Source organism: Bradyrhizobium sp. SOJA106, assembly GCF_059448745.1.
This window is the reverse complement of the sequence record NZ_CM182549.1, coordinates 7608057-7633667: the sequence shown is the minus strand read 5'-3', so window position 1 is coordinate 7633667 and position 25611 is coordinate 7608057. Positions and strand designations below refer to the sequence as shown.

Genomic DNA, 25611 nt, shown 5'->3' with positions numbered 1-25611 from the left:
CCCGGTGAGTCGCCGCGACTGCCTGGCGTTTCTCGGGATGACCGTCGCGCTGCCGGCCGCAGTGCTGGCGCAGCAGGCGAACGCAACGCGCCGGCTCGGCGTGCTGTCGGTGATTGCGGGCGATGAGGTGATCGGCCAGACACGCCTGGCCGAGGCGCTCGCCAGCCATGGCTGGAGGGAGCAGGACAATCTCGGGGTCGACTGGCGCAGCGGCGCCGGCGATCGCGCGCGCATCGCCCTGCTTGCCGACGAGCTGATCGCGCTCAAGCCCGACGTCCTGCTCGCGCTCGGCACACCCTCTGTCGAGGAGCTGCGCCAGCGCACCGCGACGATCCCGATCGTGTTCGCGGTCGTCACCGATCCCGTCAGCCAGGGCTTTGTCAAGAACCTTGCCCATCCCGGCGGTAACGTTACCGGCTTCACCGACTATGACGGTCCGCTGGCCGGCAAATGGCTGGAGATGCTGACGCAGGTCACGCCGAGGGTGTCGCGCGTCTTCGTCGTCTACAATCCCGCCACCGCGCCGTTCGCGCCCCTGATGCTGCGCACGATCGAGGAGGCGGCGCGGACCGTTCACGTGACGGTCGAGCCCGCGCCGGTCCATGATGCCGCCACGATCGCGGCGCTGGCCGCGCGCAAGGAGGGTGGCTTCCTGGTGCTGCCCGATTTCTTCACCATGGCCAATCGGGCGCAGCTCCTGTCGGCCGTCAGCGAAGCGCACGTGCCGGCGGTGTTCTGGAGCCGCACCTTCGTCGATGAAGGCGGGCTGATGTCCTACAGCACGGATAGCGCCGAGCAATTGCGGCGTGCTGCGTCCTACATCGACCGCATCCTCAAGGGCGCGCTGGCGGCCGACCTCCCGGTTCAGAACCCCACCAAATTCGAGCTGGCGATCAACCTTAGGACTGCGCGGGCGATCGGCGTCACGCCTGCCCCGGGCCTCATTGCACTCGCGAACGACGTCATCGAATGAGGTCATCGAACGGACGCCTTGCTCGGTTCGTTAATTCTTGCCGCTAGGTCTCCGCCTGCACGCTTTCAAGAGCCCGTTGCGAATACATATCGTGACCATTCCCTCCCTCTCCGTCTTGTGCAGAATCGGGCCGATACCGACGTGAATCGGCGCTGAACCGTTAGGGTCGCGCTCCCGACCAATGACGGCGCGGGAAAGGGCTTTTCCTGCCTTTGTTTTTCCGCCTTGGAGGAAATATGAGCGGCTTCGACATTTTCGCGATTGTTCTGGTGTTGCTCGTCATCGCCACGCTGCTGGCCGGCGTGAAGACGGTGCCGCAGGGCTATGATTGGACCATCGAGCGGTTCGGCAAATACACGCAGACGCTGAGCCCCGGGCTCAACCTGATCGTGCCTTATTTCGATCGCGTCGGACGCAAGATCAACATGATGGAGCAGGTGATCGACATTCCCGAGCAGGAGGTCATCACCAAGGACAATGCCACCGTAACGGTGGACGGCGTCGCCTTCTTTCAGGTGTTCGACGCGGCGAAAGCGAGCTACGAGGTCGCCAATCTGAACCAGGCGATCACGGTGCTGACCATGACCAATATCCGCTCGGTGATGGGCTCGATGGATCTCGACCAGGTTCTGTCGCACCGCGACGAGATCAACGAGCGCCTGTTGCGCGTCGTCGACGCCGCGGTCTCGCCGTGGGGCGTCAAGGTCAACCGCATCGAGATCAAGGACATCGTGCCGCCCGCCGATCTCGTCGAGGCGATGGGCCGGCAGATGAAGGCCGAGCGCGTCAAGCGCGCCGACATTCTCGCCGCCGAAGGCCAGCGCCAGTCCGAGATCCTGCGCGCCGAGGGCGCCAAGCAGGGCCAGATCCTGCAGGCCGAGGGCCGCCGCGAGGCCGCCTTCCGCGACGCCGAGGCGCGCGAGCGCCTCGCCGAGGCCGAAGCCAAGGCGACGCAGGCGGTGTCGGAGGCCATTTCCAAGGGCGACGTCGCTGCGCTGAACTATTTTATCGCCGACAAGTATATCAAGGCGTTCGGCCAGTTCGCGGACGCGCCGAACCAGAAGATCATCATGCTGCCGGTGGAAGCCGTGAGCATGCTGGGCTCGCTCGCCGGTATCGGCGAGATCGCCAAGGCGACGTTCGGGGAGAGTGCTGCATCGGCTGCGGCCGCGGCCCGTCGCGGCAGTTCGGTGCCGCCGTCAGGCCCGACGCCGCCGGCCGTGCCGCCGCAGTAACGGGATTTGCGCGTATGCTCAGGAAAAATGGGTATCGGTTTTCCGATGAGGACATGCGCCAATATGACGAGGTCGTGTCATGACCGAGATGTTCGCATCGCTCGGCAACTGGAATTGGCTGATCTTCGGCTTCATCCTGATGGCGCTGGAAACGATCGCGCCGGGCGTATTCCTGTTCTGGCTCGGGCTTGCGGCCTTGCTGGTCGGCCTGGTCTCGTTCGCGGTCGCGATGTCCTGGCAGATCCAGCTCGTGATGTTCGCCATCTTCGCGGCAGCGGCGGTGCCGGTGTGGCGGCGGCTCGCCCGTCCGAAGCTGGACGCCAGCGCCAGCCCCTTCCTCAACAAGCGCACTGAGGCGCTGCTCGGCCGCGAGTTCACGCTGGAGAAGCCGATCATCGACGGCTCCGGCACGGTCCGCATCGGCGACACCGTGTGGCGCGTCGCCGGCCCCGACACGCCGGCGGGAGCGCGGGTGAAGGTGGTGCAGGTGGACGGCGCCAACCTGACGGTCGCGGTGACGTAGCGATTCTGCCCTTCCCTGGAGGTCCCTGAAGGGAAGGGTTGGCTGAGCGCAGCGAAACTGCGCGGTGGATGACAGTCCTCGAACGGTGCCCGAGCCGAGAGATCACCTCGCGCCGGGGACGGATTGCCTCACCCGAACAGCGGCGTGCCCGGCACGAAGGCGTCAAAGGCGGCCCAGAACTGCGAGCGGTAGCGGTCTTGCTCCTGCAGGATCTCGTGCTTGGCGCCGGCGATCACGAGATGCGAGCCGGCGCGCAAGTGATAGGCGAACTCCTCGATCGCCGCGGTCGAGACCACGGTGTCGTTGGAGGCCGCCAGCATCAGGATCGGCTGGCGGATCTCGGACGGGTAGTTCGTGCGCTTAAAGGTGTGCATCGCGCGGAACGCAGTGTCCGCCCAGGCGATCGTCGGCGAGGCCAGGCCCAGCGTCGGGTCCTCCTCCAGGATCGCGGCATTGCGCGCATAGCGCACGGGATCGCTGGTCACGGGATTGTTGATGAAGGGATCGAGCCCGGTGAGGCGGTCGCTGCCGCCGGGAACGTAACGGCCGCCCTGCCCGAGCAGGCGCATCGTCTTGAGCAGCGCACGCACCGGAAACGAGGTGGTGCGGCCGGGCAGGTCGATCATCGGCGCCGACAGCACCATGCGGTCGAACCAGCGCTTGCCCGCATGCGCAACCCGCAGCAGCACCGTGCCGCCCATGGAGTGGGCGAGCGCGAAGAACGGCGGCGGACAGTCCGGCAGCACCACCTGCTGCACGAAGGCCTCGACGTCGATTTCGAAATCGGCGAAATCGCGCACATAGCCCTTGCGCGGATCGCGCAGGCGCCGCGCGGAATGGCCCTGGCCGCGCCAGTCGATCATCGCCACCGCAAAGCCGCGGTCGCGCAGGTCGCGCACGGTCTCGAAATATTTTTCGATCTGCTCGCTGCGCCCGGTGAAGACGCAGACCGTGCCCTTGCGGTTCGCCGGTGGCGCCCAGCGCGCAAAGCGCAGCTCAACGCCGTCGGACGTCTTGATCGTGCCGCTGACGACGTCTTCGGGAACGGGGTTGGACGGAATCGAGACCAGCGTCATGATGGGAGTGCGTGGGCGCCAAGTGCTGCAAATCAAGGGGCGGGAGCGCCGAAAAGGGGCCAGTGCCACCCTCTTGAACGCCGTCTGGACTCACCCATATCACCTTCGTGCAGGCCGCTACCAGTGTTTCGGAACCGGAACATCAGGCTGCACACAGACTAAAGCCCGGCCCGATTGGCGGGCGGGTTACCAACAGTCGCTCAATGGAGGACTTGAACCATGCGTACCTACGACCTCACCCCGTTTTATCGTTCCACCGTCGGCTTCGACCGCCTCTTCAACCTGCTCGACCAGGCCGGTTCGGACGGCAGCCCCGGTTATCCCCCCTATAACATCGAGCGTACCGGCGAGAACGCCTACCGCATCACCGTTGCGGTCTCGGGCTTCTCCAAGGATGAGCTCTCCATCGTCGCGAAGGAAAACACGCTGACGATCAAGGGCGAGAAAGTCGCCAACGAGAACAGCAAGTCCGAGGTGCTCTATCGCGGCATCGCCGCGCGTGCCTTCGAGCGTGCCTTTCAGCTTGCCGACTTCGTGCAGGTGAAGGACGCCTCGCTCGAGAACGGGCTGCTTCACGTCGATCTCGTGCGCGAGATTCCCGAAGCCAAGAAGCCGCGCCAGATCGCGATCAACGCCGCCGCGCCGAAGGCGCAGGTGATCGAGAACTCGGCCGCGCAAGCCGCCTGAGACAAGCGACCTCCAGGTTGCGAAAACGCCCCGGTGCCCCGGGGCGTTTTTTCATTTTGCATCGCATCACAGAACGGTGAGGACCGTAACGCCGCGGCCTCGCGCTCCGTCCTTTGGGCATCACACCCTAACGAGACGGAAGATGATCATGTCACTCTGGCGCAGCCTTTTCGTCGCCGCGAGCCTGTTGGCGGCCCCGCTCAGCCTCGCTCACGCGCAAGCACCGCAGACCGTGAAGGCCAAGAACGTCGTACTGGTGCATGGCGCCTGGGCCGACGGGTCGAGCTGGTCGGAAGTCATTCCGATCCTTCAGGCCGCCGGACTGCATGTCACCGCCGTGCAGAACCCGCTGTCGTCGCTCGCGGACTCCGTCGATGCGACCAGGCGCGCGCTGGCCGAGCAGGATGGACCGACCGTGCTGGTCGCGCATTCCTGGGGCGGCACCGTGATCAGCCAGGTCGGCACCGACCCGAAGGTCACCGGCCTCGTCTATGTCGCAGCACGCGCGCCTGACGCGAATGAGGACTTCGTCGCGCTCTCGAAGCAATTCCCGACCGGCCCCCTGCGCGCCGGGATCGTCGAACGCGACGGCTACACCAAGCTGTCGGAAGACTCCTTCCTGAAGTACTTCGCCAATGGCGTGAAGCCGGAGCAGGCGAGGGAGCTCTACGCCGTGCAATGGCCGACGGCCGCCTCGATCTTCGCCGGCCGCACCACGGAAGCCGCGTGGCGCTCCAGGCCGAGCTGGTACGCGGTGTCGAAGAACGACTACACCATCAACCCCGATCTCGAGCGCTTCCTCGCCAAGCGCATGAACGCGACCACGGTCGAGCTCGATGCCGGCCACCTCTCACTGGTGTCGCATCCGAAGGAGGTCGCGAATTTGATTCTGGAAGCGGCAGGGTATCCGCGGAGCTGAGGGGCGGTCGCTGAGATCGCAAAAGCGGCCCGAGATTCTCGGGCGCCTTTTTGTTTTGCCCAACTCTCTCCCCGCTGTCGTCCCTGCGAACGCAGGGGCCCATAACCCCAGGGAGCAGTTTGGCGAAGACTATTGGTTCGGTACTCGCGCCTCATCCCCACCGATAGATCACGCGGTATGGATCCCCTGCGTTCGCAGGGACGACACCGTTTGTGTGGTCATCCCCTTCGCATCAAACGCGCAGCGCTAATCTAGCCCCTGCGCGGCAGGCATCTCCTGTGTCGGCAGAATGGTAGGAGCTGGCTTGGCTTGCCCCACGGCTGGCGCGGCGGCTTGCGGCGCCGCTTCAGCAGGCCTCGCCTGCACGGCCGCCGTCTGTTGCGCGGGCTGGGCCTGCTGCGTCACCGGCTCAGCCGGCTTCACTGCTGCGACCGGCGCCTCGGCGCGCTGCGGGGCGGCTTTGGGCAGCGGCACTGTGCGGCTGGCGACATGAGGAATCGGGGCGGGCGGACGCGGCGGGCCACCGCGGACCATGATCGGCGGCGGCAGCGCACTTTGCGGACGGTAAGGTGTCACCGCGGGTTCGTCATACGCAGGCGCCATGCCATAGGCATCGGCAGCCGGCATGAAGCGGATGATCCTGCCGTCGCGGGCGTCGATCACGAGCCGGCCGTCGTCGCCGCGGCGGTCGATCACCGCGATGGTGTAGACGCTGCCGCGCAGGCGCGGGATGCCCAGCGGCGAGAAGCCGTTCTCGCGCAGCACCGTGTAGACCTCGGTGGCGGGCAGCAGGGCGGGGGCCGGCCCGCGCTCCTCATAGCCGTAGCCATAGCCGTAACGCGGTGGCGGTGGCGGCGGGGCGTAAGGCGCGTCGAAATCCGACACGGCGGTCACGGCCCTGCCGCCGATTCCGTTCGCCGGAACCTGCGCTTGCGTCCCGGTCGCGGCCAGCGCCAACGCGGCGGCGGCCACACATCCTGTGAAAAACTTCATGGTCGACACGCTCCTGTCAGGCCCCCGATGCTCGCGCTCTTTCGCTTCTTGCGGCGTGGCGCGGCTTTCGAAGAGCTGATCCGAAGCTTCAATGGGGATTTCGGCGCGGCTTGGGCCGGATCAGGGCGCGTTTGCTTCAAAACCGGGGCCGCGCAACTTTCGGAAAGCGATTGATTGACTTATCGGGAATCGGGACTTCCGCGCGCTTGTGTGCTAGACAAAAATTTGGCAAGGTGATGGTTAGGACAGGAAGACTGTCTCAATTTTGCCTGCGGTTCCGGCACAGGGATTGCAGCGAAAGCTGGCACTTTCGAGCGCCAGGAAGGTACCAGGCAAAGCCGTTCTCGGGGACGTAGAACGCCTAGGCCTGAATTTAAGAAAATGCGGCTCGCTAGCGGACGAGCGGTGACCCAGAGGCGGGTGCCGCGGAACGCCCAAGGTGCGCCGAAGATGGCGGTGAGGCAGCTTGCCGCACGGAGAGGACAGGAACAATGAACGGGTCGCAATTCGAGCGCGCAAACATCGTGGCAGAACAGCTGTCGGCGACGGTCGCCTCGAAACCGGCCGATCCGATTCAGGAGCACAACTCCCGTCCGGCCGCCGAAGGCCTCTACGATCCGAGCCTGGAGAAGGATTCCTGCGGCGTCGGCTTCATCGCCAATATCAAGGGCAAGAAGTCGCACGAGATCGTCTCGGACGCGCTGAGCATCCTCTGCAATCTCGAGCATCGCGGCGCGGTCGGCGCCGACCCGCGCGCCGGTGACGGTGCCGGCATCCTGGTGCAGATCCCGCACGCCTTCTTCGGCCGCAAGGCCAAGGAACTCGGCTTCGCGCTGCCGGCGCCCGGTGAATACGCTATCGGTGCGCTGTTCATGCCCCGCGACACCGCCTGGCGCAATGTCATCAAGAGCATCATCGCCGACCAGATCAAGGAAGAGGGTCTGACCCTGCTCGGCTGGCGCGACGTGCCGACCGACAATTCCTCGCTCGGCGCCACCGTAAAGCCGACCGAGCCCGCCTGCATGCAGGTGTTCATCGGCCGCAACGGCGTCGCCAAGACGGAGGACGAGTTCGAGCGCCGGCTCTACATCCTGCGCAAGTCGATCTCGCAGGCGATCTACCAGCGCCGCGACCGCGGCCTTGCCGGCTACTATCCCTGCTCGATGTCCTGCCGCACCGTGATCTACAAGGGCATGTTCCTCGCCGACCAGCTCGGCAAGTACTATCCCGATTTGCACGAGGCGGACTTCGAGAGCGCGCTCGCGCTGGTGCATCAGCGCTTCTCGACCAACACCTTCCCGGCCTGGTCGCTGGCGCATCCGTACCGCATGATCGCGCATAACGGCGAGATCAACACGCTGCGCGGCAACGTCAACTGGATGGCGGCGCGCCAGGCTTCGGTGAGCTCCGAACTCTACGGCAAGGACATCAACCGGCTCTGGCCGATCTCTTACGAGGGCCAGTCCGACACCGCCTGCTTCGACAACGCGCTCGAATTCCTGGTGCAGGGCGGTTACTCGCTGCCGCATGCCGTCATGATGATGATTCCGGAGGCGTGGGCCGGCAATCCGCTGATGGATGAGAAGCGCCGCGCCTTCTACGAATATCATGCCGCGCTGATGGAGCCGTGGGACGGCCCCGCCGCGATCGCCTTTACCGACGGCCGCCAGATCGGCGCGACGCTCGACCGCAACGGCCTGCGGCCGGCGCGCTATCTCGTCACCAAGGACGACCGCATCGTGATGGCGTCCGAGATGGGCGTGCTGACGATCCCCGAGGACCAGATCATCACCAAGTGGCGCCTGCAGCCGGGCAAGATGCTGCTGGTCGACCTCGAGCAGGGCCGCCTGATCCCGGACGACGAGATCAAGGCCGAGCTCGCCAAGAGTCATCCATACAAGGAGTGGCTGGAGCGGACTCAGATCGTGCTTGAAGAGCTGCCGAAGGTGCCGACCACCGGCGTGCGCTCGAACCTGTCGCTGCTCGATCGCCAGCAGGCGTTCGGCTACAGCCAGGAAGACATCACCATCCTGATGACGCCAATGGCGGCCACCGGTGAGGAGGCAGCCGGCTCGATGGGCAACGACACGCCGATCTCGGCGCTGTCGCATAAGGCCAAGCCGCTGTTCACCTATTTCAAGCAAAACTTCGCGCAGGTCACCAACCCGCCGATCGATCCGATCCGCGAGGAGCTGGTGATGAGCCTCGTCTCGATTATCGGGCCACGGCCGAACCTGTTCGACCTGCAGGGCATGGCCACGACCAAGCGCCTCGAAGTGCGCCAGCCGATCCTGACCGATGCGGATCTCGAAAAGATCCGTTCGATCTCGGACGTCGCCGAATCGCACTTCAAGTCGCGCACGCTGGACACCACCTTCCACGCCGGTCTCGGCGCGGCCGGCATGGATCAGGTGCTGGACGAGCTCTGCGCGCGCGCGGAAAGCGCGGTGCGCGAGGGCGTCAACATCATCATCCTGTCCGACCGCATGGTCGGCACCGACCGCGTGCCGATCCCCTCGCTGCTGGCCTGTGCCGCCGTGCATCATCATTTGATCCGCACCGGCCTGCGCACCTCGGTCGGCCTCGTCGTCGAATCCGGCGAGCCGCGCGAAGTGCATCATTTCGCGTGCCTTGCCGGCTACGGTGCCGAAGCGATCAATCCTTACCTCGCGTTCGAGACCATCATCGCGATGAAGGACCGCCTGCCCGGCTCGCTCGACGACTACGAGATCGTCAAGCGCTACATCAAGTCGATCGGCAAGGGCCTGCTCAAGGTGATGTCCAAGATGGGCATCTCGACCTACCAGTCCTATTGCGGCGCGCAGATCTTCGACGCCGTCGGCCTCAAGGCGGACTTCGTGTCGAAGTTCTTTGCGGGTACCCACACCCGTGTCGAAGGCGTCGGCCTTGCCGAGATCGCCGAAGAGGCCGTGCGCCGCCATGCCGACGCGTTCGGCGAGGCGCAGGTCTACAAGACCTCGCTCGATGTTGGCGGCGAATATGCCTATCGCAGTCGCGGCGAGGACCATGCCTGGACCGCCGAGTCGGTGTCGCTGCTCCAGCACGCCGCGCGCGGCAATTCGCAGGAGCGCTACCGCGCCTTCGCGAAGATCCTCAACGAGCAGTCGGAGCGCCTGCTGACGCTGCGCGGCCTGTTCCGGATCAAGAACGCCGAGGAGGAGAAGCGCAAGCCGGTGCCGCTCGACCAGGTCGAGCCGGCCAAGGAGATCGTCAAGCGTTTTGCCACCGGTGCGATGAGCTTCGGCTCGATCTCGCGCGAGGCGCACACCACGCTGGCGATCGCCATGAACCGGATCGGCGGCAAGTCGAACACCGGTGAAGGCGGCGAGGAAGCCGACCGCTTCAAGCCGATGCCGAACGGCGACTCCATGCGCTCGGCGATCAAGCAGGTCGCCTCGGGCCGCTTCGGCGTCACCACGGAGTATCTCGTCAACTCCGACATGATGCAGATCAAGATGGCGCAGGGGGCCAAGCCCGGCGAAGGCGGCCAGCTGCCTGGCCACAAGGTCGACGCGACCATCGCCAAGGTGCGTCACTCGACCCCGGGGGTCGGCCTGATCTCGCCGCCGCCGCACCACGACATCTATTCGATCGAGGACCTCGCGCAGCTCATCTACGACCTCAAGAACGTCAACCCGGCAGGCGACGTCTCGGTCAAGCTCGTCTCCGAGATCGGCGTCGGCACGGTCGCGGCGGGCGTCGCCAAGGCGCGCGCCGACCATGTCACCATCGCGGGCTTCGAGGGCGGCACCGGCGCTTCGCCGCTGACCTCGATCAAGCACGCCGGCTCGCCCTGGGAGATCGGGCTTGCCGAAACCCACCAGACCCTGGTGCGCGAGCGGCTGCGCAGCCGCATCGTGGTGCAGGTCGATGGTGGCTTCCGCACCGGCCGTGACGTCGTGATCGGCGCGCTGCTCGGGGCCGACGAGTTCGGCTTCGCCACCGCGCCCTTGATCGCGGCCGGCTGCATCATGATGCGCAAGTGCCATCTCAACACCTGCCCGGTCGGCGTCGCGACCCAGGACCCTGTCCTGCGCAAGCGCTTCACCGGCCAGCCCGAGCACGTGATCAACTACTTCTTCTTCGTCGCGGAGGAAGTCCGCGAGATCATGGCTTCCCTCGGCTTCCGCACCTTCAACGAGATGGTCGGCCAGGTTCAGCTGCTCGATCAGACCAAGCTGGTCGCGCACTGGAAGGCCAAGGGCCTCGATTTCTCGAAGCTCTTCGTCAAGCAGAAGGAAGAGAAGGGCCAGAAGATCTATCACTCCGAGCGCCAGAACCATCATCTGGAGGCGGTGCTCGACCGCACGCTGATCGAGAAGGCGCAGCCCGCGCTCGACCGCGGCGCGCCCGTGAAGATCGAGGCCACGATCAATAGCACCAACCGCTCCGCCGGCGCCATGCTGTCGGGCGCGGTCGCCAAGATCTACGGCCATGCGGGTCTTCCGCACGACACGATCCATGTCAGCCTCAAGGGCACCGCCGGTCAGGCCTTCGGCGCCTGGCTCGCGCACGGCGTCACCTTCGAGCTCGAGGGCGAAGCCAACGACTATGTCGGCAAGGGTCTCTCCGGCGGCAAGATCATCGTCAAGCCGCCGCGGAACGGCGGCATCGTGCCGGAAGAGAGCATCATCGTCGGCAACACCGTGATGTACGGCGCGATCGAGGGTGAGTGCTACTTCCGCGGCATCGCCGGCGAGCGCTTCGCCGTACGCAACTCGGGCGCGGTCGCCGTGGTCGAGGGCGCGGGCGATCATTGCTGCGAATACATGACTGGCGGCATCGTGGTCGTGCTCGGCAAGACCGGACGCAATTTCGCGGCCGGCATGTCGGGCGGCATCGCCTATGTGCTGGACGAGGCCGGCGACTTCGACAAGCTGTGCAACCTCAGCATGGTCGAGCTCGAGCCGGTCCTGTCGGAAGAGCTGATCAACGCCGGCACCTACAATCACGCCGGTGACCTCGAAGCGCACGGCCGGGTCGACGTGTTCCAGAACCTGCTCGATTCCGACGTCGAGCGTCTGCATGTCCTGATCACGCGCCATGCGAAAGCGACCGGCTCCAGGCGCGCCGCCGAGATCCTTGCCAATTGGAAGGACTGGCTGCCCAAATTCCGCAAGGTGATGCCGGTCGAGTACCGGCGCGCGCTGCGCGAGATGGCCGCCAACGCGGACGCCGAGCCGAAGATCGCGATCGGGGCGTAATTCTTACCTCGCGTCATTCCGGGGCGCGCGAAGCGGGAACCCGGAATCTCGCAAAGATAACCTCCAGGTTCCGGGTCTGCGCGCGGCGCGCGCATCCCGGAACGACGGAAAAGAAAACTAAGCGGCAGGGACTTCGGGTTTAATGGGCAAGATCACGGGTTTTCTCGAAATCGAACGGCATGACCGCAAGTACACCCCGGTCGCCGAGCGCGTGAAGCATTACAAAGAGTTCGTCGTTCCCCTGAGCGAGAAGGAAGTGCGCGACCAGGCCGCGCGCTGCATGAATTGCGGCATTCCCTATTGCCACGGCACCGGCTCGGTCGCGCCCGGCACGCCCGGCTGCCCGGTCAACAACCAGATCCCCGACTGGAACGACCTCGTCTATCAGGGCAATTGGGAAGAAGCTTCGCGCAACCTGCACTCGACCAACAATTTCCCCGAGTTCACCGGGCGCATCTGCCCGGCGCCGTGCGAAGCGTCCTGCACGCTCAACATCGACGACAACCCCGTCACCATCAAGACGATCGAATGCGCGATCGTCGACCGCGCCTGGGACAATGGCTGGCTGAAGCCTGAGGTCGCCGCCGCGAAGACCGGCAAGAAGGTCGCCGTGATCGGCTCGGGTCCGGCCGGCATGGCCTGCGCGCAGCAGCTCGCGCGCGCCGGCCACGACGTGCATCTGTTCGAGAAGTACGCCAAGGCCGGCGGCCTCTTGCGTTACGGCATTCCCGATTTCAAGATGGAGAAGGGCATCATCGACCGCCGCGTCAAGCAGATGGAAGACGAAGGCGTCACCTTCCACTACAACAGTCATGTCGGCGCCGAGGGCAATGTCGATCCGCGCGAGATGCTCAACGAGTATGACGCGATCGCCCTGACCGGCGGCGCGGAAGCCCCGCGCGATCTGCCGATCCCCGGCCGCGAGCTCGACGGCATCCACTACGCCATGGATTTCCTGCCGCAGCAGAACCGCCGCGTCTCCAATGAGCCGCTGGGCGGCGTCCGGGAGATTTTGGCCGACGGCAAGCATGTCGTCGTCATCGGCGGCGGCGACACCGGAAGCGACTGCATCGGCACCTCGCTGCGCCAGGGCGCGCTGTCGGTGACCCAGCTCGAGATCATGCCCGCTCCCCCCGAGCGCGAGAACAAGGGCCTGACCTGGCCGAACTGGCCGGTAAAGATGCGCACCTCCTCCAGCCAGGCCGAAGGCGCGGTCCGGGAATACGCCGTGCTGACCCAGAAGTTCTCGGGTGAGAACGGCAAGGTCAAGAAGCTGCACTGTGTCCGCGTCGACGACAAGTTCAAGCCGATTGCCGGCACCGAGTTCGAGCTCGACGCCGAGCTCGTCCTGCTGGCCATGGGCTTCGTGCACCCCGTGCACGAGGGCCTGCTCAAGCAGCTCGCGGTCGAGCTCGACGCGCGCGGCAACGTCAAGGCCAACACGCTCGACTACCAGACCTCCCGCCCGAACGTGTTCTCCGCCGGCGACATGCGCCGCGGCCAATCGCTGGTGGTGTGGGCGATCCGCGAAGGCCGGCTGTGCGCAAGGTCGATCGACACATTCCTGATGGGGAAGACGGATCTGCCGCGGTAGTTTTCGTTCCGCTGCCAAATTTACGAAAGGTGTCCTCGCCCGGCTTGACCGGGCGATCCAGCATTCCAGAGACGTCAAACGTATACGGATAAGCCGCGGCGTACTGGATGCCCCGGTCAAGCCGGGGCATGACAGCCGAGTGGGTGGCGACAGCAGTGGGTCTCAGTCTCCAAGACGTGTGGAAAATGCTTCGCATCCCACTCGTCAAGCCGGAACATCAGCTACCGTATTCGAGAAGTTTGTCGGTTGGCCGATAAGGACGCCTCGAAACTTCGACGTCCGATGCTACATCACTTGGCATCAAGTGAAAATGCTCGTTGGTCTCACTGAGGGCCAGCAGTTCTTGACCAGAAGGTCTCGGCCTTTGGGATTGAGCCATAGCTCGAATTCACCCGCCGAATTGATATCCAAAGTAATTCGAGCTGCCATGGCGGCTTTTCCTCAATTCTGCAGCCTCACCCCCAGCATCACCACAGTCCCCTGCGAGCTCGATCCCGCCTGGTTCGAATCCAGGATGTCGTGACGCAGCGTGCCCTTGACCCAGAGGTTGCGGTTGAGCTTGTAGATCAGGTTGCCTTCGAGCGAGTAGGTTTTGTCGTTGCGGCCCTGGTTCTGGTAGTCGTAGGTGCCGTAGGTGAACTTGCCGATGGCGGTGAGCCAGCGGCGGAAGTCGTGGTCGACTTCGGCGGCATAGGTGTGCACGAGCACGCCGGATGAGCCGGGGACCGTGGTCTCGTTGATCTGCGTGTCGGTGAAGAATTTGACCGTGGTGAGACCGCTCGCATTCCAGATCAGCGAGCCCGCGGTGAGGAAGCCCGAGAGCTGGCTGAGGCGCGGGTCGACATAGTTGCGCGCGGAGTAGCCGACCGAGATCTCTCCCGTGAGAATGCGCGAGAACTCAAAGGACGAGCCGACCTTGGCATAGCCGCCGTTTGAATCGCGCAAGTAGCCGTTGCGGTCGGCGGCCTGATCGTGGACGCGGGTGTCGCCCTCAATTTCGACGAAGGGTTTGAGGCCCGGCTTCAGCTCGTAGGAGAAGCGCCCGACGCCGCCATATTGGTTGAAGTCGCGGTCGTTATTGCCAGAGGTCGAGCCGTCGGTGAGCTTTGAATCCGTGTAGGCGGTGCGGTCGACGGTGGCGCCGGCGGCGACCTGGAAGCGGTTGAAGGTCTGGTCGAAGCCGATCGTCGTGCCATAGCTGGCATAGACCGGATATTTCTGCAGGCCGGCCTGCACGTTCGGGCTGCCGGGATTGTCGGTGGCGAGCCGCAGGCGCAGCTGCGAGGTCAGCTTGAGATCGCGGTCGACGTCGAGGCGGCCGTCGACATGGCCGGTGAAATCGGGCCGGTCGATGTCGACCGGCGAGGGCGAGGCAAAGCCGTTGATCGTCGCCGGCATGTTGTTGGTGTAGCCCGAGAACGAGCCGCGCAGGTCAGCGACCAATGCGTGGCGCTCCCAGTCGGAGATCACGAGGAGGTCAGGCGCGACGACATAAGCCGGCGAGCCGACCGGCTTGTTCAGGCGCGCCGGATTGGTGTCGTAGCCGGCGGAGAGCTCAAGCCCGCCCTTGATCAGGAAGCTGCCGGCATAATCGCCGACCGCGCCGAACGCATCGTCATCGGCTTTGAGGCGGCGGCGCAGCGGCTGTCCGGGCACGATGCCGGCCATCGCCGGGGCGACCGGTGTCTTGTGCGCGGTCTCGGACGGCGGCGGCGCGATGCGCGGCGGGCCGAGCGTCGTCACCGGCGTTGCGGGCGGTGGCGGCGAGCCGGGCCCGAGCGGGCGCTTGGGCTTGGCCTGGCCGGGATAGAGCTTTGGCTGCTGCCGTTTGCGGTTGAGCGAGTCGTAGCCGGAGCTGCTTGCGCCATTGGCGGCGGGCAGACCGTAGGTCGGGGCCTGACCGGCTGTGTTTTGGCCGAGGCGCGAAGTCGTCGGCATCTGCTGGCGCTTGCGCGGATCGGCACCGGGATCGGGCAGCGTGGGCAGCGCGTCCGAGGGGGCTTGCGGCACGCCCGCCGTGCGGCGCGTCGGCAGCGTGTCGGGCGAGGCGAAGCCGCCGCGATTGGGATTGAACAGGTCGGGCGTGAGGCTCTGGGCGGTCGCCGGGCTGCTTCCGAGGGCGGTCAGCGCAAGGCACGGGACAAGGCACGGCAAAGCCGCACGCAGCAATTGCGCGCGTTTGCTCCGGCCCATGCCTGGAGACGACCCCACGATGGAATAACCCCAACGAAATCAAGTACTTTCATGATGGCCTCCCCACCCGCTGGCGGGAACCATCGTTAATGGACTTAAAACAATTATGGTTAATGACCGGTTGAGGGCATTTGCGGCTGCGTCGCCTCACCCGCCCGGGCGTGCTAAGCAGGCGCCAACGGGCGAACGCCCCACCTCCCGGGACCTGATCATGCCGAGTTCGAAACCGCTGATGACCCAATCATCCGGCCCCATTCCTGATAGCGTCGAATCCGCGCTCCGCACGCTGGAGACGGAGAGCGGCGGCATCACCGCGCTTGCCGCCGCGCTGCGCGGCCCGTTGGGGGTGACCTTCGCCAAGGCGGTCGATCTGATCCGCAACGCCAAGGGCCGCGTCATCGTCACCGGGCTCGGCAAGTCCGGCCACATGGCGCGCAAGATCGCGGCGACACTGGCCTCGACCGGCACGCCCGCCTTCTTCGTTCACACCGCGGAAGCCGCCCATGGCGACCTCGGCATGATCACCGCGGACGACGTCGTCATGGCGCTGTCCTGGTCCGGCGAGCAGCCGGAGATGAAGACGCTGGTGAATTATTCGGCCCGCTTTGCGATTCCCATGATCGCGGTGACGTCGAACGCCATGTCCTCGCTGGGCCAGGCCGCCGACATCGTGATCGAGCTGCCGAAGGCGCGCGAGGCCTGCCCGCACAATCTGGCGCCGACCACCTCGACCATGATGCAGGTCGCGATCGGCGATGCCATCGCGATCGCGCTGCTCGAAGGCCGTGGCTTCACCGCGCTGGAGTTCGCGCATTTCCATCCCGGAGGCAAGCTGGGCGCGATGCTGAAATTCGTCCGCGACTACATGCGCACGGGCGCCGAGATTCCGTTAAAGCCGCTCGGCACCAAGATGTCGGATGCGGTGGTCGAGATGTCGGCCAAGGGCCTCGGCTGCGTCTGCATCGTCGATGAGGCCGGCGGGATCGCGGGCATCATCACCGATGGCGACCTGCGCCGTCACATGCGCCCCGATCTGCTGACGGCGTCGGTCGACGAGATCATGACCAGGCAGCCGAAGACCGTGCCGCCCTCGATGCTCGCCACCGAGATGATCGAGGTGCTGAACACAAGCAAGATCACGACACTGATCGTGACCGACGCGGACGAGGTGGTCGGCATCGTGCATCTGCACGACCTCTTGCGGGCGGGCGTGGCGTAGTCCTACCGCCACCGGGCGCGGGACAAGCCCGGGCACATCAGCTCACAGCGTCTTCAGATACTCGATCAGCTCGTAGCGCTCGTCGTCGTCCTTGAACATGCGGCCGATCACGCCGTCGCGTCGCGGCTCGCCGTCCCTGAGCTCGAATGAATGGCCGAGCACGCTGTTGCCCTGGATCGGCTTGCCGTCGGGTCCGGTCATGGAGAACTGCGTTTCGCCTGTCTTGCAGCGCTCGTCGGCGGTGACGGCGAAACCGACGGCCACGGGATCATAGTCGCGGCGGCCCATGCAGAATTTGATCGGGCGCTCGTTCTGCGGCTTCAGCAGCCAGTACAGCGAAGGCACCGAGCCGTTGTGCAGGTAGGGCGCCGTCGCCCAGATGCCGTTCAGCGGGCGCGCGCGATAGCGCGCTCCCCCCGCCGGATTGAGGCAGTTCTTGCGCGCGAGATTCCACAGCTTCGCCCGCTCGGCCTCCGATAGCTTCTCGTCGTCCATCCATTTGCGGGCGACGAGGTCCACCACTGTCATCAGCCCGAGCGCATAGACCATCTCGTTGGGCGAGGTGCTCGCGGTCGGGACCTCGCATTGCCACCATGTCTGCAGGTCCGCCGTATTCACCTTCAGGAAGCCGGGGACATCGATGATCCTGTTGCTGAGCACGAGCGTCTGCTCGGGGTCGGTGTTGATCTCCTTGAGGGGAATCGTGACCGCGTTCAGCACCTTGCTGTCGCCGCTCGGCTCCCAACGTTTTGACGACCAGAACGCCGGGGTGTCGATCGCCGGCAGATGGCATCCGGCACACATCTCGGCGTAGATCTTGCGGCCCTTCTCGACCTTGTCCCTGTCGATCCTCCAGGCATCGCCGAGTATCTGCGAGGGCCATTTCGGCGACAGCAGGCCGCCGAATTTCGGACCGGTGGCGGGATCGGGCGACTTGAAGGGATCGGGACCCCTCAGCATGTCCTCGATCCAGCCGAGCGTGTTGACGTGAACCGAGGAGCGCCAAATCCGGTCGCCGGGATAGGCGTCGGAGAGGTTGAGCAGCGCCGTCACGCCGAGCGCTTCGCCGGCGTTGCGGATCAGCGGCTGCTCGATCGAGGCGTCGTATTGGGCGAACTTGAACCACGGCACGGTCCAGATCGGGGGATAGCTCACCGGCGCGTCCTGGGCGTGCAGGTTCTTCTCGAATCCCTTGACCCCGCTCAACGTGAGATCCTGCGAAAAGACCTGGTTGCCGATGCGATTGAGGGCGTCGAGGCGGCCGAAGCCTTCCTCGGTGTCCTTCTGCTGCCTGCCGTTCCAGGTCTTCTTGCCTTCGATCGTCTCGTTGTACGTGTCCTGCCAGCCGATCAGGAACTTGCCGATCGCGCTGAGCTTCTGCTTGAGCGCGTCGCGATCCGCCTTGCCGGCTTCAGTGCCGAGCACGCGATCGGCGAAGCGGTCGAAGCGGAACGGGACGTACAGCGTGTAGGCGATCGACAGGCCGGTGGCGAGTTCGAGCTTCTTCAGGTCGGTCATGGCCGGGCCGCCGTCGAAGCGCACGTCGATGCCCTGGTAATGGATCTGGCCGGTGTGGCAGGCGGCGCAGGTCAGCCCGATCTTGTCCTCCTCGCGTCGCCCGCTCGCGGGATCGACGACGCCGGTCATCCGTGCAAAGCCGACCGGCAGGCCGTCGACGTTCTCGGCCGGCGTCCATCTCGTCGACCAATCCGGCACCTGCGTCGTGTCATAGACGTTGGCGTAGCCGAAGCGGCGCAGCGTCGTCGCGTCGGTGTGGACCGATTGCGGGCTTGGGATGAAGCCGAAGCTTTCGAGATAGGCGCTGTCCTTCATCATGCCCGGCTTCGAGAACAGATGCAGCCGCGGCTGCTCCAGCGCCACGAACCACTCATAGGGCACCGGGAAGGTCGCAGTGCCCTGGCTCGCATGGTGAAACCAGTGCCGGTCCTTCAGCGACCAATTTTGCTCCAGCCAGAAAGCGGCCTTGGTTTCGGGTACCGCGGGCAGGGGCGGCGGCAGGAGCTGCGCCAGGATTCCCTTCTGCGGCAGCATGGCGCGAACCTGGTTGGGGAATTCGGCGACCGCAACGAGCGCGACGAGAGCGGCGGCGAGGAAGAGCCCCACGATCCCGAGGGCCCAGCGAAACCTGAGCGCGCAGGCCGACAGCAGCGGCTGTGACACGATCCGCTGGGTGATCCTGACGGGGAATTTGCGCTCGTTGAACAGCGTGCGCACGTCGGCGACGCTGAGATAGAGCTCTGCCTTCTTGCCGTCGACCTTGCCCTTGCCCATGATCTTCAGCAGCACGGGCCATTCGAACTGCATCAGCACCGGGTAGTACCAGCGCGCGGCGCTGCCGGCGCGCTTGAGATTGTCGTGCATGAAGGTCTTGATTTCCGCGGCGTTGAGGCCAGGCTCGCTGACGCCGGTGTTCGGGTCGGTGTAGGTCCGGCCGAAGCTCTGGAGGCGCGCGATCTCGTCCTCGTTGACCTTGCCGTCGACGCCGAGAATGCGCGAGCCGGCGCCCAGCTTATCCAGCGGGCCGCCACGCAGCGCGTCGAGCTGCGGGCCGGACCAGATGCTTTTCAGGATGTGACTGAAACCGTTGGCGATGGTCGCAACGCCGCGGACCTGGATGCGGGCCCAGATCTTCTTCAGTCCGTTCTCGCCGCTCGCATTCGCGATGGTCTGCGACAGCGTGTTGAGCGGGACGGTCCCGCCATCGACAAAACCTTCGCCGACGAGGCCGCGCAGGAATGGGCAAGGATTGTCTGGCGAGACTGGGATTGAGGGGGCAAAGGGCGGCTTCGAAACGGGGTCGTGCATGGCCCAAATCCTGAAAACAGCGGATCGTGAAATGTACGCGCCGATAAAGCGCGAAAAGTCCTAACAAACCGGCAGCACACTATACTACTTCAGCGTGTAGCGAAGTGTGTCCGAATTCACTGTCGTGTCAACAAGGGCAGGTGCGAGCGTCACCGAAAAGACGGAGGGGATCGCAGGAGGCCGCCGCCTGCCTTTCAGGATTCAGCGGCGCGTTTGACGTCGCTCTGGACCAGCGTCAGCTTGCCAAGCGGCACGCCGGCCTTCAGCAGTCCCTCGCGATAATGGGCGATGTCCTCGGGCCGCTTCCAGTGGAAGTTGCGCAAGTGCCTGTCGACGTTCAGCGTCGGATAATTTGTCATCAGCACGCGGGCGGCTTCGCTAGCCTCGTCGCTTCGTCCGAGCTGCGCCAATGCGGCGGCCCGGATCGCCAGCGCCTGCATGTGATTCGGGTTGATGTAGAGCTGCTCGCGCGCCCATGACAGCGTCGCGTCATATTGGCGCAACAGATAATGGCTGAACGCGTTCAATGCCGCCCATTGGTAGCGCGGGTCGCTGTTGTCGCGTTGCGCGGCCATCGAGAACAGCTCGATCGCCTCGCGGTGCTCGCCGACCATGAAATGGCAGATGCCGAGCACGCCGCGTGCGCCCATGTCGTAGGGATTGAGCGCGACCGCGCGCTTGGCGGCGTCCATGGCCGCTTCGTGATGACCCTCCAACGCGTGCGCCCAGGTCAGGATCGAGAACGCAAAGGAGGAGCGCGGATCGAGCCGGACGCTGGTCTCGGCGAGGTTCATCGCCTCGGCCCACATCTCGCGCGTGCCCTTGACCCAGCCGAACTGGATGCTCTGGATCTGGATCGTGGCGAGATAAGCATGCGCGATCGACAATTTGGGATCGAGCCTGATCGCCTCCCGGAACAGGTCAACGGCGGTGGCGAGGTCCTCCTTGGTCTGCCGGTAGTAATGCGACAGTCCCTTGAGGAAGCGGTCCCACGCGGTCACGTCGGCGGAGGGCCGTGCCGGCGCCGAGGCTTCGGCGCGAACGATCTCGGTGGCGATGGCGGCGGACAGATTTGTGGTGATCTCGTCCTGCATCGCGAAGAGGTCGCCGATGTCGCGGTCGTAGCGGCCGGTCCAGAGCTGCTCTCCGGTCTCCGGCGCGATCAGCTCGGCGGTGACGCGGATCTTTGCGCCGGCGCGCCGCACCGAACCCTGGATCAGATAGGTGGCGTCGATCTCGCGCGCGATCAGGCGGGTCGAGGCATTCTTGCCCTTGAAGGCGAAGGTCGAGTTGCGGCTCAGCACGCGATAGAACGATTGCAGCGCCAGCGCGTGGATCAGATCCTCGGTCAGGCCGTCGGAGAAATATTCGTCCTGGGCGTCGCTGAGATTGGCGAAGGGCAGCACGCCGACGATCGCGGTGCGGTACTGCTGCGACAGGACGGACGCCTCCCGCAGCTCGGGGACGAGCGCCGGTGCGTTCTCGGGCGTCCAGGTGAAGACCCCGACCGAGTCCTTGATATTCTTGAAGCGATGGTTGCCGGCATCGGTCAGCGGCACCTGAAGATGCTTGCTCGCCTCCCGGTAGGCCTTGGCCGAGATCGCGAAGCCGCCGGGGCTCGCCACCGCTTCGAGGCGGACGGCGATATTGACGTCGTCGCCGAAGACCTCGTCCTCGTCGGCGATGACATCCCCCATGTGGATGCCGAGCCGGAACTGCATGGCGCGGTCGGCTGGCAGATGGTGGTTGCGCTCCGCCATCAGCGTTTGCATCGCGATCGCCGCCTCGGTGGCGCCGACGATGGAGGGGAATTCCAGCAGGAAGCCGTCGCCGGTGTTTTTGACGACGCGGCCGCCGTGATTGAGGATAATGGGGTGAATCGCGCTGCGATGGGCTTTGAAGGCGGCATGGGTGCCGGCCTCGTCGCTGCCCATCATGCGCGAATAGCCGGCGACATCGGCGCAGACGATGGCGGCCAGACGTCTTTCCATAGCCCCGGAGCTCCAAGGGATCGGGGACCGGCCACGGCGTGGCAGTCGCCTCGAATCCCGCATTTCAAGAACCCTGCCTTTATAGAGCAGATGCGGCCGAGCGAAAGTATGATCCGCATTGCAAATTCGAGGTAAATTTGACGCATGCCGGTGGTGGACGGGGGCGGGCGAACCGACTAAGCCCAAATCCTTCGGCAGGCGGCCGGGCAGGGCACCTCACATGCTGGGTATTCACGAGATCTGGCTCTTCATCCTGTCGGGCATATTGCTCAACATCGCGCCGGGGCCGGATACCGTCTATGTGATCGGCCGCAGCATGCAGATGGGCTGGCGGGGCGGCGCCGCGGCCGCACTCGGCATCAGCTGCGGCTGCTTTTTCCACGTCGCGGGCGCCGCGATCGGCCTTTCGGCCCTGCTGATGGCCTCGTCCACCGCGTTCTCGATCCTGAAGCTGGTCGGCGCGGCCTATCTCATCGTCACCGGGCTTCAGATGCTGTGGTCGCGTCCGGTGCTGGCGCCGGCCATCGACGAGCCGGCGCGGAGCTCGCTGCGGCGGGTGTTCCTCCAGGGCGTCTTCACCAACGCGCTCAATCCCAAGGTCGCGCTGTTCTTCCTGGCCTTCCTGCCGCAATTCGTCGCGGCTGACGCGCCGCACAAGCCGCTCGCCTTCCTGACGCTCGGCCTGATCTTCATCTCGACGGGAACGCTGTGGTGCCTGGTGCTGGCCGCGTTTGCGGCCAAGGCCGCGCATCGCTTGCGCAGCTCCGAAGGCGCGATCGCCTGGGTCAACCGCGCGCTCGGCGGCCTCTTCATCTATCTCGGCATCCGCGTCGCCATGCTGGAGACGCGGTAACGCGCGTCTAGACGAACTCCTTCGCCAGCGCACTGCCAGCCAGATAAAGGCCGAGCAGGATCATCGCGATCAAAAACCAGCGGCGAAACGCTTCGGCCGGCATCCGCGCCCGGACCGACTGGCCGATGAACATGCCGGCAAAGGCCATGGCCATCGCGATGGCGCCCGGCACCGCATTGGCCGGAGTCAGCAATCCGCCGGCGGTGAGATTGAAGGCGAGCGCCAGCGTCGCGGTGGTGAAGAACACGCCGAGCGCCTGCACCAGTTCGTCCTTCTCCATGCCGATCGCCTGCATGAACGGCATCGAGGGGATCACCTGCACGCCGGTCGAGGCCGAGATCACACCGGTGATCACACCGACCACGCCGCCGACCCATTTCTCGTTCTCAGGGGCGACGTGAAACTTGAATTTGCTGAGGCCGATGACAGCGTAGATCACCAGCAGGACGCCGAGCACCACGGTGCCGTAGCGCGCATGGGGGCCGGTCAGCGCGCCCGCATTGAGCCAGCAGCCGATCACGGTGCCGATCATCAGCGGCCACAGCCGTCTCAGGATGTCGCGCAAATGGGGGCCGACAAAAGTCTGCCAGATGTTGGTGACAATGGCGGGCACGATGACGATGGCGATCGCCCGGCTGGGCGCCATGCTCACCGCGAGCAGGCCCATGGACACGGTCGGCAGGCCGAGCCCGACCACGCCCTTGACGAATCCGGCGATCAGGAAGACGGCGGCAACGGCAATGAGAAGGGGGTCAATCATAGCGGGCACATTGACCGAAGCTGCATCCCGGCACAATCTGGAGGTTCCGGAGACAGCCTTCGTACGTGACGTAGGCTAGCTTGGAGGAAACAAGAGTGCGCTTCGATCTCGTCGATCTCCAGCTCTTCATCGCCGTCGCCGACCAGCGCAGCATCACCCGCGGCGCCGAGCGCTCGCATCTGGCGTTGGCCTCCGCCAGCGCGCGCATCAAGGGGCTCGAGGATGCGTTGGGCGTCGCGCTGCTCAAGCGCGGGCGCCGCGGCGTCGAATTGACCGCGGCGGGCGAGAGCCTGCTCGACCACGCGCGGCTCGTCATTCACCAGATCGACGCCATGCGCGGCGATCTCGCCGGCTTTGCCAGCGGCGTGCGCGCCAGCGTGCACTTCCTCGCCAACACGTCGGGCCTGTCGGAGCATCTGCCGAAGGCGCTCGCCGGCTTCCTGCGCGAGCATCGCGATGTCGCCATCGACATCGAGGAGCGTGAAAGCACCGACATTGCGGCGGCCATCACCGCAGGCGCCGCCGAGCTCGGCTTCGCCGCCGAGCACGCGCTGCCCGATCATATCGAACGCTTCCCGTTCAGCGAGGATCGTTTGACGCTGGTGACGTCCAAACGCGGTCCGTTCGCCGGCCGCCGCCAGATCGATTTCCAGGAGGCGAGCTCTTGCGAGTTCGTCGGGCTCACCAGCGCCACGGCGCTCCAGATGCATATTTCCAAGCACGCCGCGCGGCTCGGCATGCGCCCGCATTTCCGCGCGCGCTTGCGCGATTTCGATGCGATCTGCCAGATGGTCGCCGCCGATGTCGGCGTCGCGCTGGTGCCGGAATCCGCCGCCCGCCGCTGCGCCAAGCTGATGCCGCTCGCCATGGTCCGCCTGCGCGATGCATGGGCCAATCGCCGCCTCGTGATCTGCGCGCGCAGCTTCAAGGCACTGCCGCGCCCGGCGAAGATGCTGGTGGAGCATCTGCGCGCGGCGGCGGTGTGAGGTGATTGAGCAAACTCGTCATGCCGGGACAAGCCCGACCATGACGGTGCGGCAACAGAGCCACTTACTTCGCCGTCTCGACGCGCGCGTCCTTGATCACCTGCGCCCACTTCCCGGTCTTATCGGCGATGAACTGCCGGAAATGTTCCGGCTCATCACCAACGAGCGTCGCGCCTTGCTGGCTGAGCTTTTCCTTCACTAGTCCAAGAAACAAATTCAACCAGCGGCCGGCGCGAGATGGTCATGCAAGCCTCCTGCTCACGTTTGTTATTGGTTGAGCAGCCTCAAGGCTTCTTCATGAACTCTGGCGTCGCCGGCGGCAACGATGCGGCCGCCGCCTTGCGCCGGCTTGCCTTCCCAGGTGGTGACGACGCCGCCGGCGCCGGTCACTATCGGGATCAGGGCCGCGATGTCGTAGGGCTTCAGCTCGGTCTCGACCACGAGGTCGACATGACCGGCCGCCAGCATGCAATAGGAGTAGCAATCGCCGCCATAGCGCGACAGCCGCGCGCCCTGCTCGATCCGGCCGAAAATGGCACGGTCGCGCTCGTTCATCAGCAGCGGAGAGGTGGTGTAGGTGGTCGCCTCCGACAGCGAGGCGCAGCGGCGGACCTGGAGCCGGCGCTCGCCGGAGGGCCCTTTATAATTGGCCGAGCCGTTGTCGCCGGAAAAACGCTCGCCGATGAAGGGCTGGTGCATCATGCCGTAGACCGGCGTGCCCTTGTGCAGCAGCGCGATCAGCGTGCCCCAGATCGGAAAGCCGCCGATGAACGACTTCGTGCCGTCGATGGGGTCGAGCACCCAGACATAGTCGGCATCCTCGCGCTCGTTGCCGAATTCCTCGCCGACGATGCCGTGCTGGGGGAAGCTCGCCTTGATCAGCCGCCGCATCACCGCTTCCGCGGCGCGGTCGGCTTCGGTGACGGGATCAAAATCCTTGGTCTTGCTCTTGTCGTCGATCGACAGCGAGGTGCGGAAGAACGGCAAGATGGTCTCGCCGGAGGCGGTGGCGAGCCGTCCGATGAAGGCGGAGAAGTCGATCACCGTCACGGCGTATCCTCGAAGCGAAAGTCGGATGAAGCTCGCCTCTAGCTAGCTCAATTCGCCTGCCGCGTGCAGCGCTGTCTTGATTTGGCCCCTGGTATTTTGAATGCCGCGGATGACTGCCTCAGCTCAGTCATATCCTGGCCAAATATCGATCACGGAGTTGAAAACTTAGTTCCGAATATGCCTTGTTCGTATGCAAACAACTATCAACCCATTGAATTTCCTTATTAAACAAACTGAATCTGGGTTTCTCTTAGAGCAATTGAGCCATGTGCATATTGCATGGGAAATGGCTCAAAAGCCCTTGCACTTTGTGCGGCGCGGCCGCATATTGTTGCGGTGCGGTAGCGCTTCGCGTTACCGCTGCCCTCCTTGGGCGTTTCCTCCCTAGACTTGGGCCGCTTCTTCATCAGAAGCGGCCCTTTTTTCTTGTCGCCGCCGTTTTCATTTTCGCGCGCGCTGGGCCGCGAAGCGAAAACGCGTTCGCGCCAATCGCGCGCGGTGCGATCGT

At 65.1% G+C, this 25611-nt stretch carries 17 protein-coding genes and 1 pseudogene; 10 read left to right on the top strand and 8 right to left on the bottom strand.

Going from position 1 to position 25611, the window contains the following annotated elements; translation table 11 throughout:
- The first annotated feature begins 4 nt into the window (after positions 1–4).
- The 3 genes from AC5V87_RS35970 to AC5V87_RS35960 all read left to right on the top strand — a co-directional run bounded on the left by AC5V87_RS35970 (position 5) and on the right by AC5V87_RS35960 (position 2731).
- Positions 5–973: an ABC transporter substrate-binding protein gene (locus AC5V87_RS35970; protein ID WP_495369296.1), complete on the top strand. Its 969-nt coding sequence runs from the start codon at positions 5–7 to the stop codon at positions 971–973.
- Positions 974–1209: 236 nt separating this feature from the next.
- Positions 1210–2208 carry an SPFH domain-containing protein gene (locus tag AC5V87_RS35965; RefSeq protein WP_456842424.1) on the top strand — a complete coding sequence of 333 codons (999 nt, stop codon included), beginning with the start codon at positions 1210–1212 and terminating at the stop codon, positions 2206–2208.
- 79 nt (positions 2209–2287) lie between these two features.
- On the top strand, positions 2288–2731 hold the full coding sequence (locus AC5V87_RS35960; protein WP_495369295.1) for an NfeD family protein: 444 nt from the start codon (positions 2288–2290) through the stop codon (positions 2729–2731).
- A gap of 128 nt (positions 2732–2859) precedes the next feature.
- On the opposite strand, the gene AC5V87_RS35955 is transcribed toward AC5V87_RS35960, so the two are convergent.
- Complete coding sequence (locus AC5V87_RS35955) at positions 2860–3807, bottom strand: alpha/beta fold hydrolase (RefSeq protein ID WP_456842426.1); 948 nt, start codon at positions 3805–3807, stop codon at positions 2860–2862.
- 219 nt (positions 3808–4026) lie between these two features.
- On the opposite strand from AC5V87_RS35955, the gene AC5V87_RS35950 reads away from it, so the two are divergent.
- Together AC5V87_RS35950 and AC5V87_RS35945 are read left to right on the top strand one after the other, a co-directional pair.
- Positions 4027–4494: an Hsp20 family protein gene (locus AC5V87_RS35950; RefSeq protein ID WP_027562907.1), complete on the top strand. Its 468-nt coding sequence runs from the start codon at positions 4027–4029 to the stop codon at positions 4492–4494.
- Positions 4495–4642: 148 nt separating this feature from the next.
- On the top strand, positions 4643–5413 hold the full coding sequence (locus tag AC5V87_RS35945) for an alpha/beta fold hydrolase (RefSeq protein ID WP_495371998.1): 771 nt from the start codon (positions 4643–4645) through the stop codon (positions 5411–5413).
- Positions 5414–5659: 246 nt separating this feature from the next.
- On the opposite strand, the gene AC5V87_RS35940 is transcribed toward AC5V87_RS35945, so the two are convergent.
- Positions 5660–6406 (bottom strand): hypothetical protein, encoded by a 747-nt coding sequence (locus AC5V87_RS35940; RefSeq protein ID WP_495369294.1) that lies wholly within the window; start codon positions 6404–6406, stop codon positions 5660–5662.
- 491 nt (positions 6407–6897) lie between these two features.
- On the opposite strand from AC5V87_RS35940, the gene gltB reads away from it, so the two are divergent.
- Both gltB and AC5V87_RS35930 read left to right on the top strand, forming a co-directional pair.
- Positions 6898–11631, top strand: a complete 4734-nt coding sequence (gene gltB, locus AC5V87_RS35935; protein ID WP_495369293.1) for a glutamate synthase large subunit — start codon at positions 6898–6900, stop codon at positions 11629–11631.
- Between the two features lie 142 nt (positions 11632–11773).
- On the top strand, positions 11774–13225 hold the full coding sequence (locus tag AC5V87_RS35930) for a glutamate synthase subunit beta (protein ID WP_495369292.1): 1452 nt from the start codon (positions 11774–11776) through the stop codon (positions 13223–13225).
- A gap of 441 nt (positions 13226–13666) precedes the next feature.
- Here AC5V87_RS35930 and AC5V87_RS35925 read toward each other — a convergent pair whose 3' ends face one another.
- Positions 13667–15436 (bottom strand): outer membrane beta-barrel protein, encoded by a 1770-nt coding sequence (locus AC5V87_RS35925; protein ID WP_495369291.1) that lies wholly within the window; start codon positions 15434–15436, stop codon positions 13667–13669.
- Positions 15437–15629: 193 nt separating this feature from the next.
- Here AC5V87_RS35925 and AC5V87_RS35920 point away from each other — a divergent pair, with 193 nt between their 5' ends.
- Entirely contained in the window at positions 15630–16637 is a 1008-nt protein-coding gene (locus AC5V87_RS35920) for a KpsF/GutQ family sugar-phosphate isomerase (protein WP_495369290.1), read from the top strand.
- Positions 16638–16679: 42 nt separating this feature from the next.
- Here AC5V87_RS35920 and AC5V87_RS35915 read toward each other — a convergent pair whose 3' ends face one another.
- On the bottom strand, positions 16680–19463 hold the full coding sequence (locus tag AC5V87_RS35915) for a di-heme-cytochrome C peroxidase (RefSeq protein ID WP_495369289.1): 2784 nt from the start codon (positions 19461–19463) through the stop codon (positions 16680–16682).
- 194 nt (positions 19464–19657) lie between these two features.
- A complete protein-coding gene (locus tag AC5V87_RS35910; RefSeq protein WP_456842434.1) occupies positions 19658–21454 on the bottom strand; it encodes an adenylate/guanylate cyclase domain-containing protein in 1797 nt (598 codons plus the stop codon).
- A gap of 220 nt (positions 21455–21674) precedes the next feature.
- On the opposite strand from AC5V87_RS35910, the gene AC5V87_RS35905 reads away from it, so the two are divergent.
- The gene (locus tag AC5V87_RS35905; protein WP_456842435.1) at positions 21675–22307 is read left to right on the top strand and encodes a LysE family translocator; all 633 of its coding nucleotides are present in this window, start codon (positions 21675–21677) and stop codon (positions 22305–22307) included.
- Between the two features lie 7 nt (positions 22308–22314).
- Here the strand turns inward: AC5V87_RS35905 and AC5V87_RS35900 are convergent, their stop codons facing one another.
- Positions 22315–23067, bottom strand: a complete 753-nt coding sequence (locus tag AC5V87_RS35900) for a sulfite exporter TauE/SafE family protein (protein ID WP_495369288.1) — start codon at positions 23065–23067, stop codon at positions 22315–22317.
- Positions 23068–23162: 95 nt separating this feature from the next.
- Between AC5V87_RS35900 and AC5V87_RS35895 the strand changes: the two genes are divergently transcribed.
- On the top strand, positions 23163–24053 hold the full coding sequence (locus AC5V87_RS35895; protein ID WP_495369287.1) for a LysR substrate-binding domain-containing protein: 891 nt from the start codon (positions 23163–23165) through the stop codon (positions 24051–24053).
- Between the two features lie 64 nt (positions 24054–24117).
- Here the strand turns inward: AC5V87_RS35895 and AC5V87_RS35890 are convergent.
- Both AC5V87_RS35890 and hisN read right to left on the bottom strand, forming a co-directional pair.
- Positions 24118–24252, bottom strand: a pseudogene (locus AC5V87_RS35890) (tripartite tricarboxylate transporter substrate binding protein); the annotation flags it as partial.
- A gap of 68 nt (positions 24253–24320) precedes the next feature.
- A complete protein-coding gene (gene hisN, locus AC5V87_RS35885; protein WP_027562920.1) occupies positions 24321–25103 on the bottom strand; it encodes a histidinol-phosphatase in 783 nt (260 codons plus the stop codon).
- Positions 25104–25611 lie beyond the last annotated feature (508 nt).